Raw genomic sequence first — 16435 nt, forward strand, 5'->3', positions numbered from 1 at the left:
CCGTAGAATGAATTTGTCAATAGCAGCCGGCGCCGTACCTTCGCGCCAAACGGAGGACGCGCGGATGGACTGGACTTATTCCAACCCGGTGAGGATCGAATTCGGAGCCGACAGCTTCGACAAGCTGCCGGGGCTGATCGGCAAGCGCGCCTACGCGCTCGTGACCTATGGCGAGCCGATCTTCGACGAGCTCGAGCGGCGGCTGCGCGCCGCGGCGGGACCGTCTGTCCTGACCATTCGCGACGTCGCGCCCAATCCGGACTACCGCCTGCTTACCGAGCAGACCGCGCGCTTTGCCGGGCTCGCGAGGCAGCCCGAGGTGATCGTCGCGCTCGGCGGCGGCTCGGTGATCGACTCCGCCAAGGTGTTCGCGGCCGCCGGCGGCGACTTCGCGACCGTCAAAACCTATCTGGAGACGCAGCAGGGCGCCGAGCGCCTCGCGGCGATCCCGATCATCGCGGTGCCGACCACCGCGGGCACCGGCAGCGAGGTGACCTGCTGGGGCACGGTGTGGGACGAGGCCAACGGCAAGAAATACTCGCTGGCGCGTCCGTCGCTTTATCCGACCCACGCGGTGATCGATCCGTGCCTGATGCTCGGCAAGCCGCAGCTTCTGACCGTCAGCACCGGGCTCGACGCGCTGTCGCATGCGCTGGAGAGCATCTGGAACGTCAACAACAATCCGGTGTCGGCCAACCACGCGGTGGCCGCGGCACGCAGCATCCTCGAGGTGCTGCCGAAGCTCGCCAACGACCTCGGCAATCTCGAACTGCGCAGCCGCATGGCGCAGGCGGCATTGTTCGCAGGCCTTGCGTTCTCCAACACCAAGACCGCGATCGCGCATTCGCTGTCCTATCCGATTACGCTGCGGCACGGCGTCCAGCACGGCATCGCCTGCTCGTTCTCGCTGCCGATGGTGCTGCGCAGCGTCAAAGGGGCGGGCGGGCTCTGCGAGGACAGCTTGAGGCAGATCTTCGGCGCCGACCTGGCCCGCGCGGCCGACGATCTCGAGGACTTCATGGCGCGGCTCGGCATCTCCTGCAATCCGGCCGCCTACAGGATCGAGCGCGCCGAATGGCACGCGCTGATCGCGGACTCGCTGGAGGGCGAGCGCGGCCGCAACTTCTTAGGGTCGAAGGAACGGCTGATCGAGGCAGCGCAGACGCAGCGGATGCCGAGCGCGGCGAACGCGTGACGACGGCGCAGTGACGAGGAGAGGCATCATGCAAGACAATCGTAAAACCATCACCGTGAACGGGCGCGATTACGAGGCGCCGACGCGGCCAACCGTCGTGATTTGCCTCGACGGTTCGGAGCCCGGCTATATCGAGCGGGCGATCGAGGCCGGCGTCGCGCCGACCTTCGCGCGCTTCATGAAGGAGGGCGCGCACGTCCATGCCGCCAGCGTGATCCCGAGCTTCACCAATCCGAACAACCTCTCGATCATCACCGGACGTCCGCCCGCGGTGCACGGCATCGCCGGCAACTACTTCTACGACACGGCGAACAACGCCGAAGTCATGATGAACGATCCGAAGTTCCTGCGCGCACCGACCATTCTCGCCGGTGTCCACGACGCCGGCTACAAGGTTGCCGCCGTCACCGCCAAGGACAAGCTGCGCACCTTGCTTGCGTACGGTCTGGACTATTCCAGCGGCCGCGCCATCGCCTTCTCGTCCGAGAAGGCCGACCAGGCCACCAGGGCGGCGAACGGCATCGATGATGTGCTCGATTTCGTCGGCCTGCCGCTGCCCGAGGTCTACTCGGCCGATCTGTCGCGCTTCGTGTTCGCGGCCGGCGTCAAGCTGGTCGAGCGTTACCGTCCCGATCTGATGTACCTGTCGACCACCGACTACATCCAGCACAAGGTCGGGCTCGGCACCAAGATCGCCAACGACTTCTACGCGATGATCGACGGCTATCTTGCGAAGCTGGATGCGCTCGGCTGCAACATCGTGGCGACCGCCGACCACGGCATGAACGACAAGTTCCTGCCCGACGGCAAGCCCGACGTGATCTACCTCCAGGACGTCATGGACGACTGGACCGGTACGGGCGCCGCACGCGTGATCCTGCCGATCACCGATCCCTATGTCGCCCATCACGGCTCGCTCGGCTCGTTCGCGACCATCTACACACCGGAGGGCGCCAACGTCGATACGCTGCTGTCGCGGCTGCGTGCGACCGGCGGCATCGAGGTCGCGCTGACGCGCAACGAGGCTTGCGCGAGGTTCGAGCTGCCGCCGGACCGGATCGGCGACATCGTCGTGATCTCCACCAGGCACAAGGTGCTCGGCACCAGCGAGGCGCGTCACGATCTCTCAGGCCTGACCGAGCCGCTGCGCTCGCATGGCGGGCTCACCGAGGAGCGGGTGCCGCTGATCGCCAACCGCAGGATCGCGCTGCCCGCCGGTCACGCCCTGCGCAATTTCGACGCCTTCGACGTCGCGCTCAACCGCATCCAGTGACGCATTCGGACCCCAAGGACAGTGCCATGAACATCCAGAGCCCGGCCGTTCGCCATGAGCAGATGCGGATCGCAGGCAGCCTCGTCGACACCGACGAGCATGTCGAGGTTTTCAGTCCCTACACCAACAAGGTGGTGGGCACGGTGCCGGCGGCGCGGCCGGAGCATGTGCGCAGCGCCTTCGCCAAGGCGGCCGCGTTCAAGCCGAAGCTGACGCGCTACGAGCGCCAGCGCATCCTGCTGCGCACCGCCGAGATCCTGGCCGGGCGCAAGGAGGAATTCGCGCGGCTCATCACCGCCGAGTCCGGCCTGTGCTGGAAGGATTCGCTCTACGAGGCGGGCCGCGCCTACGACGTCTATTCCTTTGCCGGCCAGCTCGCGATCAAGGATGACGGCGAGACGTTCTCCTGCGACATCAGCCCGCAGGGCAAGGCGCGCAAGATCTTCACGACGCGCACGCCGCTGCTCGGCGCAATCTCGGCGATCACGCCGTTCAACCATCCGCTTAACATGGTGAGCCACAAGATCGCGCCGGCGATCGCGACCAACAACCGCGTGGTGCTGAAGCCGACCGAGCTGACGCCTTTGACCGCGCTCGCGCTCGCCGACGTGCTGTACGAAGCCGGGCTGCCGCCGGAGATGCTGTCGGTGGTGACCGGCAATCCGCATTCGATGGGCGATGCGATGATCACCGATCCGGACGCCGATCTCGTGACCTTCACCGGCTCGGTCAGGGTCGGCAAGCACATCGCCGCCAAGGCGGGCTACAAGCGGCTGGTGCTCGAGCTCGGTGGCAACGATCCGCTGATCGTGATGGAGGACGCCGACCTCGACAAGGCGGCCGAGCTCGCGGTCACCGGCGCCACCAAGAATTCCGGCCAGCGCTGCACGGCCGTGAAACGTATCCTCTGCGTCGAGGCGGTCGCCGACGATTTCGCCGCGCTGGTGCTGACGAAGGCACGCAAGCTGAAATGCGGCGACCCGATGGACCCGACGGTCGACGTCGGCACCGTGATCCATGAGGGCGCGGCGAAGGAATTCGAGCGCCGCGTCAATGCCGCCGTCGCCGACGGCGCCGAGCTGCTGCACGGCAACACTCGCGACGGCGCGCTCTATCCGCCAACCGTGGTCGACCGGATTCCCTACACCAGCGAGCTGGTGATGCAGGAGACGTTCGGGCCTGTGATCCCGATCATCCGCGTGCCCAACGACATCGACAGCGTGATCCGGATCTCGAACGCGACCGCGTTCGGCCTGTCATCCGGCGTCTGCACCAACCGGCTCGACTACATCACGCGGTTCGTCAATGAGCTCGACGTCGGCACCGTCAACATCTGGGAAGTGCCGGGCTACCGGATCGAGATGTCGCCGTTCGGCGGGATCAAGGATTCCGGCCTTGGCTACAAGGAAGGCGTGCAGGAGGCGATCAAGAGCTTCACCAACGTCAAGACCTATTCGCTGCCCTGGCCGGTCTAGAGCAGCGCGTTCGACGAGGGCCGCACGCGGACAACAAGAACAACGCGGCGGCCGACTGCGATCAACCAAACAAAGGGGAGGCCTCAATGTCGATCACGTTCAGTCCGTCGGGCGTCGGCTCGGTCGGAGTCCAGAATCCGGAGCTTGCGACATCGTTCCGCCGCGCGCAGTGGCGGATGCTGTTCGCGGCGATGTTCTGCTATCTGTTCTTCTACACCGGGCGGCAAACCTTCGGCTTCGCCATTCCCGGCATCCAGGCCGAGTTCGGCGTCACCAAGGAGGCGCTGGGCTGGGCCAGCGCGGCGCTGCTCTGGTGCTACGCGGTCGGGCAGGCGATCAACGGCAATCTCGGCGACAAGTTCGGCGGCCGGCGCGTGATGAGCGCCGGCGCGATCCTCTCCTTCATCATGAACTGGGCCACCAGCCTCTCGACCGGGATCGTCAGCCTCACCGCGTTCTGGGGCATCAACGGCTATTTCCAGTCGATGGGATGGGCGCCGGGCAGCCGGCTGCTGTCGAACTGGTGGGGCCGCCACGAGCGCGGCACGGTCTACGGGCTCTATACATTCGCGGCGGGGCTTGCCTCGGTGCTGTCGTTCGTCACCTCGCTGGTCGTGGTCGGCTACTTCCAGCTCGACTGGCGCTGGATCTTCCGCATCCCGGTGGTGCTGCTGCTGCTCGGCGGCATCGCGTTCTACCTGATCGCGCGCGAGAAGCCCGAGGACATGGGCTTTGCCTCGCCGCATGACGAGGCCGACGATGTCGCCTCTGCGGAAACTGCGGTCAGCGCCGATGAGGGCTCGCTGGCGCGCTACAAGGCGGTGCTGTCGAACTGGCGTCTTTTGGTCGCCGGCGTCGCGATCGGCTTCCAGAACGCGGCGCGTTACGGCCTCTTGGTGTGGGTGCCCGTGCACTTCCTCGGCAGCAACTGGGCCAAGGCCGGCGCCGCCTCGGTGATCGATCCGCGCTGGATCAGCATCGCGCTGCCGGTCGGCATGGCGGTCGGCGCGTTCAGCAATGGCTGGGTCTCCGACAAGGTGTTCGGCTCGCGCCGTTACCTCGCCATCGTGCTCTACATGGCGCTCGCCGCGGTCACCTCGCTGTGCATGTACGCGATCCCGACCTCGGACGTCGTTCTCGGGATGACTGTGCTGTTCCTGTGCGGGTTCTTCACCTACGGCCCGCAATCCTCGTTCTGGGCGCTGTGCCCGGATCTGGTCGGCCACAAACGGGCAGGGACCGCGACCGGGGTGATGAACTTCTTCGCCTATCTGTTCGCAGGTCTCGGCGAGCCGATGATCGGCCACTTCATGGACAAGCATAACCAGACGTCGCTGGTGTTCCTGGTGGTCGCTGTCTGCGCGACCTCCAGCGCGGTGGTGGCGGCCTTCATCCGTCGCTAGCTCACTCACTGCGTCCCGGGCAACGGCCCCGGGGGCGCCGCTGTCCGTGCCTACGTAGCCCGGATGAGCGAAGCGATATCCGGGGCTGGTTTTGTCCCCGCATGTCGCTTCGCTCATGCGGGCTACGCTCCTTTTTGCAGTGAGCAGAGCACCGCGGCGGGCGATTGTTGCAGCGGCGACGCCGGGCCAATTCCCTGCAATCGCCTGCCTCGCGCGGCTGACCTGACGCCCAATTCCTGATCATCGGCTGCTCAATTGAAGCGCAAGATTGATAAAATATCGACTTATATCAATGAGATATATTAAATTGCATGCAGAATACAAAATGTGCTTGTCGGTTTGGCCGCCTTGAAGCAGACTTCGCGCAGGGCAGGAGAGGCCAGCGACCGTCAAGGACGAGGGGCGCGGCAGGGCAAAACAATCTGTCGGGAGGAGCAAGCAATGAGCGATCAGGTGTCCACCATCGCAATGGCAGATGCGGCAAAGCCTTCGGGCGTGCGCTGGAAGATTTTCCTGCTGATGCTGTTCCTGATCTCGATCAACTATATCGATCGCGCCTCGCTCTCGGTCGCGATGCCGGTCATCGCCAAGGAGTTCGATATCGATCCGGCGATGCAGGGCCTGATCCTGAGCTCGTTCTTCTGGACCTATGCGCTGATGCAGGTGCCGGGCGGCATGCTCGCCGATCGCTTCAAGCCGCGCATCGTGATCGCGCTCGCGACGCTGTTCTGGGGCTTCTTCCAGGCGCTGGCGGCGCTGTCGACCAGCTGGATGTTGCTGCTGCTGACCCGGCTCGGGCTCGGCGCGTCGGAAGCGCCGATCTATCCGGCCGGCGGCAAGCTCAACGCGATCTGGATGACGCAGACCGAGCGCGGCCGCGGCGCCACCTTGCTGGACGGCGGCGCACCGCTTGGTGCGGCGCTCGGCTCGATCGTGATCGCCTGGTTGATGGCGGCGTTCAGCTCCTGGCGCGTCGCCTTCGTCATCGCCGGCGTCGGCACCATGCTGTGCGGGCTGTGGGCCTGGTACTACATCCGCAACGTGCCGCGCGAGCATCCGTCGGTCAATGAAGCCGAGGCGCGCTATCTCGAGGAGGCGCACGCGATCGAGGATGCGGCGACGCCGCCGTCTTCGGGCGCAAGCTGGATGGCGTATTTCCGGTTTCGCTCGGTGTGGTGCATGTGCCTCGGCTGGATGTTCTTCAACACCACGTTCTACGGGCTGCTGACCTGGATGCCGACCTACCTGTTCAAGGTGCACGGCTTCGACATCAAGGCGCTGGGCGGCGCGTCCTTCATCATCTTCTTCGCAGGCTTCGTCGGCGAACTGGTCGGCGGCTGGATCGGCGATAACTGGCGGGAGCGGGGAGGGTCGCCCAACACCGTGTTCCGCACGCTGTTCGGCATCGCGGCGATCATGGCGACGGTGTCGATCTTCCTCGTCGCCTACGTCACCAACGCGGTTGCGGTCGTGGTGCTGCTGTCGACGACGCTGTTCTTCCTGCGCTGGTGCGGCATGTACTGGGCGATTCCGTCGGCGCTGGCGGGCCGCGGCAAGTCCGGCTTCCTCGGCGGCTGCATGAATCTCGGCGGCAACATCGCCGGCATCACGACGCCGCTGATCGTCGGCTTCATCGTGCAGGCCACCGGCTCCTATTTCCTGGCCCTGATGTATTTCGCCGCCGCGGGCATTGCGCTGTTGATCTGCTCGACCCTGATCGATTACAGCCGCAAGCTCCCGGTCTAAAACGGATGCGGCCGAATCCGCCAAGGATTCGGCCGCTTGATGAGGCTCACCAATGACACGTCCCGTCCGGCTCGGCATGCTGACGCCGTCGTCGAATACCGCGCTTGAGCCGATCACCTGCGCGATGCTATCGGGCGTCGACGACGTCTCGGCGCATTTCTCGCGCTTCAAGGTGACCGAGATCGCGCTGTCGGAGCAGGCGCTGCGCCAGTTCGACGCCAGCGAGATTCTTCGCGCGGCCGAGCTGCTGGCGCATGCCAAGGTCGACGTCATCGCCTGGAATGGCACCTCGGCAAGCTGGCTCGGTTTCGACCGCGACGAGAGCCTGTGCGAAGAGATCACGGCGGCAACGGGTATCAAGGCCTGTACCACGGTGCTGGCCTATCGCGACGTGTTGCGGCGGATCGGCGCCAGCCGCATCGGGCTGGTGACGCCGTATCGCAAGGACGTGCAGGAGCGGATCGTCGCCAACTGGAATTCGCAGGGGCTGCACTGTTTTGCCGAGCGGCATCTTTCGCTGCAGGACAATTTCTCCTTTGCCGAGGTCAGCGAGGCCGAGGTCGCGCGGCTGATCGAGGAGGTGGTGCGCGAGGGCTGCGATGCCGCCGTCGTGCTCTGTACCAACATGCGCGGCGCCGGCGCGGCCGAGCGGCTGGAGCGCGGATTTGGCGTCCCGGTGCTGGATTCGATTGCGGTGACACTGTGGGCATGCCTTGCCGCGGCCGGCTGCGATCCGTCGCGCGTGCAGGGCTGGGGCAGCCTGTTCTCGAACCCCGATCTGCGCGCGGCCGCCGCGATCCACGTGGGAGGGCGCGATCTCCAATCATGACAGTGAAGGCAAGCGGTGACTGAACCCAAGGCGACCAGACGTAACAAGGAACCCAAGCGCGCGATGACCGCGCTGCAACGGCGCCGTCTGCGCGTGCCGCGGGTTGGGCTGCACGAGCAGGCGGCGACGCGGCTGCGCACCATGATCGTGCGCGGCGAGCTGGCGCCGGGGCAATCGCTGGGGGAGGCGGACCTCTCCGACGCGCTCGGCGTCTCGCGCACGCCGCTGCGCGAGGCGCTGAAGCAATTGGCGAGCGAGGGCCTGGTCGAGCTGCGGCTCAACCACAGCGCCGTGGTGGCGCCGTTCCGCCGTGCCGAACTCGCCGAACTGTTCGAGGCCGTCAGCGGCATCGAACGCTGCGCCGCCGAGCTCGCCGCGCTGCGCATGGAGCCGGACGACTTCGAACGGCTCGCGGCGCTGCAGGACAAGATCGAATGGCATCACGGCCGCGGCGAGCTGCGCGATTATTTTCAAGTTAATCAGCAGATCCATTCGGCGATCGTCGGCTTCGCCCGCAATGCCGTGTTGAAGGCGACGCACGAGGCGCTGCTGGCGCGGGCCGAGCGGGCGCGCTTCTTCGCGCTGTCGGTGCTCGGCCGCTGGGATGAATCGGTGCAAGAGCATCAGGAGATTTTGTCGGCGCTGAAGGCGCGTGATGCGGCCCGGGCCGGGCAGATACTGGCCCACCACGTGCGCCGCACCGGCGAGATCGTCGCCGAGACGCTGGGTGCCAAGGCAATGAACGACAAGGCGGACGACGCCGCGGCACCGGAGGCACCGGCAAGGCCACGCGGCCGCAAGACGAGGGACGTTGCGCCATGAAGATCCTGCTGCTCAATCCCAACACGACGGCTGATGTGACGGATCTGCTCCATGCCGCCGGCAGCAAGGCGGCGTCGGCCGGCACCGAGCTCGTGCCGCTCACCGCCGCGCGCGGCGTGCCTTATATCGCCACCCGCGCCGAGGCCCAGATCGGCGGTGCGATCGCGCTGGAGATGCTGGCCGAAGCCGGCCCCGGCGTCGATGCCGCTGTCATCGCGGCGTTCGGCGATCCCGGCCTGTTCGGCGCGCGTGAGCTGTTCGCCTTCCCCGTCGTGGGATTGGCCGAAGCTGCGATGCTCACGGCCTGCATGCTCGGCCGCCGGTTTGGTATCGTCACCTTCGCCGGCGCGCTGGCGCCCTGGTACGAGGAATGCGTCGCCATGCACGGGCTGAGCTCGCGCTGCGCCGGCATTCGCACGCTTGACGGTCATTTCCAGTCGATCTCGGAGGTGCAGGCCGAGAAGGAGGAGCTGCTGGTCGCGCTCGCCAACCGTGCGGTCGATCAGGACAACGCCGACGTCGTCATTCTGTCGGGCGCACCGCTTGCCGGACTCGCGGCAAAAGTCCGCGACCGCATTCCGGTGCCGGTGGTCGATCCGGTCGCGGCGGCGGTGCGGCAGGCGGAGACGCTCGCCGTGCTCAAGCCGCGCAAGGCGGTGGCCGGCACCTTCCGCCGTCCCGATCCGAAGCCGACGCGCGGGCTGGCCGAGCCACTCGCCGCAATCATCGAACACCGCTCACCGAAGGAGGGAACAAACTGATGTCCTTCGACACCATTATCCGCGGCGGCATCGTGGTGACCGCGGCCGACACCTTCGCCTGCGACGTCGGTATCCGCGGCGGCAAGATCACGGCGCTCGGCCATGATCTCGGCGATGCAGCCACGATCATCGACGCCACCGACCGCCTGGTGCTGCCCGGCGGCATCGACAGCCATGTCCACTTCGCCCAGCCGTCCGGCGACGGCATCGCAATGGCCGACGGTTTTGCCAGCGGCACGCGATCGGCGGCCTTCGGCGGCAACACCACCGTGCTGCCGTTCTGTCTGCAGGAGAAGGGCCAGACCCTGCGCGAGGCGCTGAAGCATTACCATTCGCTGGCCGAAGGCGAGTGCCATGTCGACGTCGCCTTCCATCTCATCCTCACCGATCCGACCGAGCATGTGCTGGGCCAGGAGCTGCCGGCCCTGGTCGAGGACGGCTACACCTCGCTCAAGGTCTTCATGACCTATGAGGGCCTCGCGCTGTCGGACCGGGAGTTGCTCGAGACCATGTCGGTCGCGCGCGAGACGGGCGCCATGCTGATGGTGCATGCGGAGAATTTCGACGCCATCCGCTTCCTGACCGACCAGCTCGAACGGACCGGTAACACCGCGCCGCGCTTCCATGCGACCTCGCGGCCGATCCCGGTCGAGCGCGAGGCCACCCATCGCGCGATCTCGCTGTCCGAGCTCGTCGACGTGCCGATCATGATCGTGCATGTCTCGAACCGCGAGGCGATGGACGAAATCCGGCGCGCGCAGCAAAGGGGCTTGCGGGTCATGGGCGAGACCTGTCCGCAATACCTCATGCTGACCGAAAAGGATCTCGATCAGCTCAACATGGAAGGCGCAAAATACGTCTGCTCGCCCCCGCCGCGCGACGTCGCCAGCCAGCAGGCCTGCTGGGAAGGTCTGCAGCAGAAGGTGTTTTCGGTGTTCTCGTCGGACCATTGTCCGTTCCGTTACGACGACCCGCAGGGCAAGCTTGCGCCGAAGGGACGTACCAGCTTCCGCTGGGTGCCAAACGGAATCCCGGGCGTGGCGACGCGGCTGCCGATCCTGTTCTCCGAAGGCGTGGTGAAGGGGCGGATCGACCTCAACAGCTTCGTCGCCTTCAGCGCCACCAACCATGCCAAGATCTACGGCCTCTATCCGCGCAAGGGTACAATCGCGGTCGGCTCGGATGCCGACATCGCGCTGTGGGACCCGAAGCGCAAGGTGACGATCCGTCACGAGTTGATCCACGACGGCGCGGACTACACGCCCTATGAGGGGCTCGAGGTCACGGGCTGGCCGGTGCTGACCATGGTGCGCGGCAAGGTCGTCGTCGATAACGGTACGCTCATTGGCGGCAAGGACCACGGCACCTATCTGCCCCGCGCCAAGCCGCCGAAGGCCGCGACCATTCCGTAACGCGACCAAATCCGTAACAAGCAAAGAGAGAAGGCAGGAGATCAACATGCCCTATGCTGTGACAGACGACGGAGTGCGGCTCTATTTTGAGGAGACCGGATCGGGGCATCCGGTGATCCTGGTTCACGAGTTCGCCGGCGACTTGCGCAGCTACGAGCCGCAGATGCGGCACTTCGGCAAGCGCTTCCGGACCATCGCCTACAATGCGCGCGGCTTTCCGCCGTCGGATGTGCCGGAGCAGGTCTCGTCCTATTCGCAGGCGCGTGCCGCCGACGATATCCTGGCGGTGCTCGATCATATCGGCGCGCCGAAGGCGCATATCGTCGGTCTGTCGATGGGCGGCTTTGCGACGCTGCATTTCGGATTGCGTCACCCTGATCGGGCGCTGTCGCTATGCATCGGTGGCTGCGGCTACGGCGCCGAGCTCGATAAGCGCGAGACGTTTCGCGCCGAGGCCGACGTGATCGCGGGCATGATCCGCAAGGAGGGCATGCCGACCTTCGCCGAGCGCTACGCCTACGGGCCGACCCGCGTGCAGTACGAGAACAAGGACCCGCGCGGCCATGCCGAGTTCAAGGCCATGCTGGCCGAGCATTCGGCGGTGGGATCGGCCAACACCCAGCAGGGCGTACAGAAGGAGCGCCCTTCGCTCTACACGCTGGTCGACGAGATGAAGCGGATCAAGGTGCCGACGCTGATCATCACCGGCGACGAGGATTGGCCTTGCCTGCTGCCGGGCATCCTGATGAAGCAGAGCATCCCGTCGGCCGCGCTCGCGGTGATGCCGAACTGCGGCCACGCCATCAACATCGAGGAGCCCGACGAATACAACCGGGTCGTCGGCGAATTCCTGGCGCAGGTCGAGAGCGGCCGCTGGCCGCAGCGCGATCCGCGCGCGGTCAGTGCTTCGATCACTGGAATGAAGGGGTAGGCTTCACGCCGAGTTGAATCGCGGCCTTCATCCGCCACCAGACCAAGCATCCGCGCTTTTCGGGACACATCCCCGGAAGGCGCGGATTTTTTTCGGGCGTGAGCAAGCCGCGACAGCCGGCGGTGCACAACCTGTTCGCATGATTGCTGACTGCTGCAGTCATCTCCAACGCGATCCGTTCAATTCCATGTCTTGTGACCGAAACCGCGTCCACAGATAGCCGATCGCGTGAGACGGAAGAGGAGGGCGTCTGTCATGCGCGCAAAGATTGGTCCCCCGATATCTGCAACCGATGCGGACATGAGCGCGCATCATCGTTCGTCGCATTCATTCGACCGACACAGCGCTGTCATCGGTGGTGGATAACTTGTCGCAGGTCGACGTCATAAATCCTTAAAAATAAAAAGGGGCACTACGGTGAAAACCAAATTTCTTTCGACGGTCGGAGTCTGTCTGGTTGCTGCCGCTGCGGTGATGTGCAGCGCCGCCGCTCAGGACGACAACAAGGGCAATAACGGCCACGATCATCATCCGCACGACATCCACACCCAAACGCCGATCAAGCATCTCGTCGTCATCTTCAACGAGAACCGCTCGTTCGATCACTACTTCGCAACCTACCCGGTTGCGACCAACCCGACCGGCTCGATTCCGTTCACGGCGAAGCCGCATACGCCGAAGGTCAACAATCTCGCCAGCGCCAATCTGTTGACCAATAACCCGAACACCAATCCGGCCAACGGCACCGGCGCAACCAATCCGTTCCGCCTCGACCGCACCCAGGCCAACACCAAGTCGCAGAACCACGCCTACACGCCCGAGCAGCAGGCAGTCGACAACGGCAAGGAAGACCTGTTTCCGAAATTCACCGGTCGCGGCACCGCCGGCGGCGTCGGCGCGTTCGGTACCAACGGGCAGGTGATGGGCTATTTCGACGGCAACACCGTCACCGCGTTCTGGAATTATGCCCAGAACTTCGCGATGAGCGACAACAGCTGGACCGACACCTTTGGTCCGTCGACGCCCGGCGCGCTCGAGGTGATCTCCGGCCAGACCAACGGCGCGCAGAACATCGTCGGCTCATCATCTTCGATCGCCGACGGCCAGGGCGGCCTGACGCTGATCGGTGATACCGACCCAGCCTACGATGCCTGCTCTAGCACGACCAGCCAGGTCCTGATGACCAGCAAGAACATCGGCGACCTGCTCAATGCCGAGCAGATTAGCTGGGGCAGCTTCATGGGCGGCTTCGACCTGACGCTCAAGAACAGCAACGGCACCACCAACTGCGGCCGCAGCACGTTCTCGAGCAACGTCAACGGCACCGTCGTGGACTACATCCCGCACCACGCCTGGTTCCAGTACTACAAGTCGACCGCCAACCCGAGCCATGCGCGGCCGAGCTCGGTGAATGCGGTCGGACACACCTATGTGCCCGGCAGCAAGACGCTCGATCCGGCCAATCACGCCTACGATCTCGAGGACTTCTATGCTTCGGTGAAGGCCGGCAACTTCCCGGCCGTCTCCTACATCAAGATGCCGGCCTATCAGGACGGTCATCCCGGCAACTCCGATCCGCTCGATGAGCAGGCCGGCAATGTCGAGCTGATCAACTTCCTGCAGAAGCAGAAGGAGTGGGGCGAGACCGCCGTCATCATCACCTATGACGACTCCGACGGCTGGTACGACCACCAGTACCTTGCACCGATCAGCGCCTCGTATGATCCCACCGCCGACCAGGTCAACGGTCCCGGCCAGTGCGGTCGCGGTATCGGCAGGCAGACGCCGCCGAACGGCCTCAACGGCCAGCCGGTAAACGGCCGCTGCGGTCCCGGTACGCGTGTCCCGTTCCTGGTGATCTCGCCCTTCGCCAAGCGGAATTACGTCAGCCACACCCGCATCTCGCAGGCCTCCGTCGTTCGCTTCATCGAGGACAACTGGCTGCACGGCCAGCGTCTCAGCGGCGGCTCGTTCGACGACAGCGTCGAATCGATCGCCGACATGTTCGACTTCGAGCGCGGCCACGGCCAGGACCACGAGTACCGGCAGGACACGCTGTTTCTCGATCCGACCGCCGGCACCGTCATCGTCAGCGCGCCGGACGATCACCATCACCACTAACGCCCTTCGGTTCTGATCCAATCAGAACCGAGGCTCTGCCCTTGACGCGTTCTGCTCGCGCGAACTGGTCTCCAGTTCGCGCGAAAACGCTTAACGACACTGGATCTGATATGAATGGCCGCACCTTGTGGCTTCTCGGCGCCGGCCTGCTGTGCATGGCCGGCGCCGTTGCGGCCGTCGAGACGCAGGGACTTCCGGGGACCAATCCGAACCCGGTGCAGCTCAGGCGTCCGCCTGTTGCTCCGCTGTCCGCCATGGCGCAGCTCGGCCAGAAGATTTTTTTCGACGCGTCGCTGTCCTCGTCGGGCGCATTGTCATGCGCGTCCTGTCACAGTCCGGACCACGCTTACGGGCCACCCAATGATGGGCCGGTGATGCTCGGCGGGCCCGCGCAATCCCGGCAAGGGACACGCGCCGTGCCGGGCCTGACCTATCTCGAGCGGCAGCCGAATTTCAGCATCGGGCCGGAAAAGGACGAAGACGACAATGTCGTCGACTTCGCGCAACTGGCCGCGCTCGGCCAGCAGGCTCCGCGCGCCAAGAAGGTCGCGACCGGGACTGCCGCGTCGGCGGTCAACATCGTGCCGCAGGGCGGACTGTTCTGGGACGGCCGCGCCGATACGCTGCAGGACCAGGCGATCTTCCCGCTGCTTGATCCCAACGAGATGGACGGCGGCAGCACCGAAATCGTGGCGCAGAAGCTGCGCCAGGCAAGCTACGCGCCGCGCTTCGCCGAGCTGTTCGGCGCCGGTGTCTTCGACAATACGCGGCTGCTGGTCGCGGAGGCGATGTTTGCCGTCGCGCGCTATCAGGTTGAGGAGCCGAGCTTCCATCCCTACACCAGCAAGTTCGACTACTGGCTGGAGGGCAGGGCGCGATTGAACGAGAGCGAATTGCGCGGCCTGCAATTGTTCAACGATCCGGACAAGGCCAATTGCGGCGGCTGCCATACGTCGCAGCCCACCCGGGACGGTCTGCCGCCGCTGTTCACCGATCACCAATATGAGGCGCTCGGTGCGCCGCGCAACGCCGCGCTCGCCGGCAACCGCGATCCCGACCATTTCGATCTCGGGGTCTGCGGTCCCTACCGCACCGACATTGCCGAGCAGACGCAATATTGCGGGATGTTTCTGACGCCGACCTTGCGCAACGCGGCAACGCGTCGCGTGTTCTTTCACAATGGCGTCTTCATCAGCCTCGAGCAGGTGCTCGACTTCTATAACTTCCGCGATACCAATCCGGAGAAGGTCTTTCCGCGCGGCGCCGACGGCACGGTGCGCAAGTACGATGACCTGCCGGAAAAATATCATGGCAATGTCGACGTCAGCGATCCGCCGTTCGAGCGCCATCTCGGCGACACGCCGGCGATGACGGCGCAGGACGAGGCCGACATTATCGCCTTCCTGAAGACGCTAACCGACGGCTACCAGCCGGAGCGGTGAGACGTCGCGACGTTCCATCGCGGAACCGAACCGCGAGTTGGCAGGGCTTCGTCATGCGCGCATAATGGGCGCATGAATGTCGTCGAAGGCAACGGTGCCAGAATCGCGGGCTCGGCACATGGGAGCTGCGCGGGCGGACCTGCGCACGCATCGTCGAGCAGGCGTTGCGGCTCGGCTATCGCCACATCGACACCGCCCAGATCTATGACAATGAGCGCGAAGTCGGCGAGGGGCTGCGTGCCTCCGGCATCAAGCGCGACGACGTGTTCGTCACCACCAAGGTCTGGACCACGCATTTCATGGCCAAGGATCTCGAGCGGTCGGCGAAGGAGAGCCTGGCGCGGCTGCGCTCGACCGAGGTCGATCTGTTGCTGCTGCACTGGCCCAATGCACAGGTGCCGCTTGCCGAGACGCTCGGCGCGCTGGCGCGGGTCAGGCAGGCGGGCCTGGCGCGGCATATCGGCGTCTCCAACTTCAAAGTGGCGCTGATCAAGGAGGCGGTGGCGGCATGTCCCGAACCGCTCGCCTGCGACCAGGTCGAGTACCATCCTTATCTCGACCAGGCCGATGTGATCGAGGCCTGTCGACGCCACGGCATGGCGTTCGTTGCCTACAGCCCGATCGCGAAGGGACGGGTCAAGGGCGACCGCGCGCTCGCGCGGATCGGCGACCGCTATCGCAAGACCGCGGCCCAGGTCAGCCTGCGCTGGCTGGTGCAGCAGAATGTCTCCGCGATCCCGCGCACCTCGAAGCTCGAGCGCCTTCAGGAGAACATCGACATCTTCGATTTCGAGCTGTCGGTTGACGACATGCGCGAGATCTCGGCGATCGGGAGCGCTGACGCGCGATGATGGGCCCGCGACGCATGGGGTCTTTGCCTGAGCATCAAGTCTTGGAAAGCATCAAGTTTTGGAAAAATGGCTGGGTCCTGATCCGGATCATGCTAATGCCCCGCTGGCCGATTGCGGCTTTGGACCGAATGGGGATTGAGGCAGGCGGGTTCCGGCCGGTATTGTAGCCCGGCG

12 protein-coding genes and 1 pseudogene are annotated in these 16435 nt (G+C 65.2%); all 13 read left to right on the forward strand.

What is annotated here, in order from left to right; genetic code table 11:
- Positions 1 to 64 precede the first annotated feature (64 nt).
- The 13 genes and pseudogenes from psrA to ACVWZM_RS38135 all read left to right on the forward strand — a co-directional run bounded on the left by psrA (position 65) and on the right by ACVWZM_RS38135 (position 16261).
- Entirely contained in the window at positions 65 to 1195 is a 1131-nt protein-coding gene (gene psrA / locus ACVWZM_RS38075; RefSeq protein ID WP_456835042.1) for an iron-containing alcohol dehydrogenase PsrA, read from the forward strand.
- Between the two features lie 25 nt (positions 1196 to 1220).
- Positions 1221 to 2468 carry a phosphonoacetate hydrolase gene (gene phnA, locus ACVWZM_RS38080; RefSeq protein WP_456835866.1) on the forward strand — a complete coding sequence of 416 codons (1248 nt, stop codon included), beginning with the start codon at positions 1221 to 1223 and terminating at the stop codon, positions 2466 to 2468.
- Between the two features lie 26 nt (positions 2469 to 2494).
- A complete protein-coding gene (phnY, locus tag ACVWZM_RS38085) occupies positions 2495 to 3943 on the forward strand; it encodes a phosphonoacetaldehyde dehydrogenase (protein WP_456855886.1) in 1449 nt (482 codons plus the stop codon).
- Positions 3944 to 4029: 86 nt separating this feature from the next.
- Positions 4030 to 5346 (forward strand): MFS transporter, encoded by a 1317-nt coding sequence (locus ACVWZM_RS38090; protein WP_210262819.1) that lies wholly within the window; start codon positions 4030 to 4032, stop codon positions 5344 to 5346.
- A gap of 441 nt (positions 5347 to 5787) precedes the next feature.
- Positions 5788 to 7092 carry an MFS transporter gene (locus tag ACVWZM_RS38095; RefSeq protein ID WP_057020831.1) on the forward strand — a complete coding sequence of 435 codons (1305 nt, stop codon included), beginning with the start codon at positions 5788 to 5790 and terminating at the stop codon, positions 7090 to 7092.
- Between the two features lie 52 nt (positions 7093 to 7144).
- Positions 7145 to 7921, forward strand: coding sequence for a maleate cis-trans isomerase family protein (locus tag ACVWZM_RS38100; protein WP_076834556.1), 777 nt, complete (start codon positions 7145 to 7147; stop codon positions 7919 to 7921).
- 15 nt (positions 7922 to 7936) lie between these two features.
- The gene (locus ACVWZM_RS38105) at positions 7937 to 8743 is read left to right on the forward strand and encodes a GntR family transcriptional regulator (protein WP_456855887.1); all 807 of its coding nucleotides are present in this window, start codon (positions 7937 to 7939) and stop codon (positions 8741 to 8743) included.
- The gene (locus ACVWZM_RS38110) at positions 8740 to 9504 is read left to right on the forward strand and encodes an aspartate/glutamate racemase family protein (RefSeq protein ID WP_057020829.1); all 765 of its coding nucleotides are present in this window, start codon (positions 8740 to 8742) and stop codon (positions 9502 to 9504) included. Before ACVWZM_RS38105 ends, ACVWZM_RS38110 begins: the two co-directional genes overlap by 4 nt.
- Positions 9504 to 10916, forward strand: a complete 1413-nt coding sequence (gene hydA / locus ACVWZM_RS38115; RefSeq protein ID WP_456855888.1) for a dihydropyrimidinase — start codon at positions 9504 to 9506, stop codon at positions 10914 to 10916. The genes ACVWZM_RS38110 and hydA overlap by 1 nt, the downstream gene beginning before the upstream one ends.
- 46 nt (positions 10917 to 10962) lie before the next feature.
- Positions 10963 to 11847: an alpha/beta fold hydrolase gene (locus ACVWZM_RS38120; protein WP_456855889.1), complete on the forward strand. Its 885-nt coding sequence runs from the start codon at positions 10963 to 10965 to the stop codon at positions 11845 to 11847.
- 474 nt (positions 11848 to 12321) lie between these two features.
- Positions 12322 to 13968, forward strand: a complete 1647-nt coding sequence (locus ACVWZM_RS38125) for a phospholipase C (RefSeq protein WP_456856838.1) — start codon at positions 12322 to 12324, stop codon at positions 13966 to 13968.
- 110 nt (positions 13969 to 14078) lie between these two features.
- Positions 14079 to 15410, forward strand: coding sequence for a cytochrome-c peroxidase (locus tag ACVWZM_RS38130; protein ID WP_253639688.1), 1332 nt, complete (start codon positions 14079 to 14081; stop codon positions 15408 to 15410).
- A 72-nt stretch (positions 15411 to 15482) separates the two neighbouring features.
- A pseudogene (locus tag ACVWZM_RS38135) lies at positions 15483 to 16261 on the forward strand (aldo/keto reductase).
- Positions 16262 to 16435 lie beyond the last annotated feature (174 nt).

Source organism: Bradyrhizobium sp. USDA 4501, assembly GCF_054062115.1.

What these genes read in the sequence shown, in the direction of transcription:
- ACVWZM_RS38095 (WP_057020831.1), top strand. Translation starts at nt 5,788, where the DNA reads ATGAGCGATCAGGTGTCCACCATCGCAATGGCAGATGCGGCAAAGCCT.
- ACVWZM_RS38100 (WP_076834556.1), top strand. Translation starts at nt 7,145, where the DNA reads ATGACACGTCCCGTCCGGCTCGGCATGCTGACGCCGTCGTCGAATACC.
- ACVWZM_RS38130 (WP_253639688.1), top strand. Translation starts at nt 14,079, where the DNA reads ATGAATGGCCGCACCTTGTGGCTTCTCGGCGCCGGCCTGCTGTGCATG.
- ACVWZM_RS38120 (WP_456855889.1), top strand. Translation starts at nt 10,963, where the DNA reads ATGCCCTATGCTGTGACAGACGACGGAGTGCGGCTCTATTTTGAGGAG.
- hydA (WP_456855888.1), top strand. Translation starts at nt 9,504, where the DNA reads ATGTCCTTCGACACCATTATCCGCGGCGGCATCGTGGTGACCGCGGCC.
- ACVWZM_RS38090 (WP_210262819.1), top strand. Translation starts at nt 4,030, where the DNA reads ATGTCGATCACGTTCAGTCCGTCGGGCGTCGGCTCGGTCGGAGTCCAG.
- ACVWZM_RS38125 (WP_456856838.1), top strand. Translation starts at nt 12,322, where the DNA reads ATGTGCAGCGCCGCCGCTCAGGACGACAACAAGGGCAATAACGGCCAC.
- psrA (WP_456835042.1), top strand. Translation starts at nt 65, where the DNA reads ATGGACTGGACTTATTCCAACCCGGTGAGGATCGAATTCGGAGCCGAC.
- phnY (WP_456855886.1), top strand. Translation starts at nt 2,495, where the DNA reads ATGAACATCCAGAGCCCGGCCGTTCGCCATGAGCAGATGCGGATCGCA.
- ACVWZM_RS38110 (WP_057020829.1), top strand. Translation starts at nt 8,740, where the DNA reads ATGAAGATCCTGCTGCTCAATCCCAACACGACGGCTGATGTGACGGAT.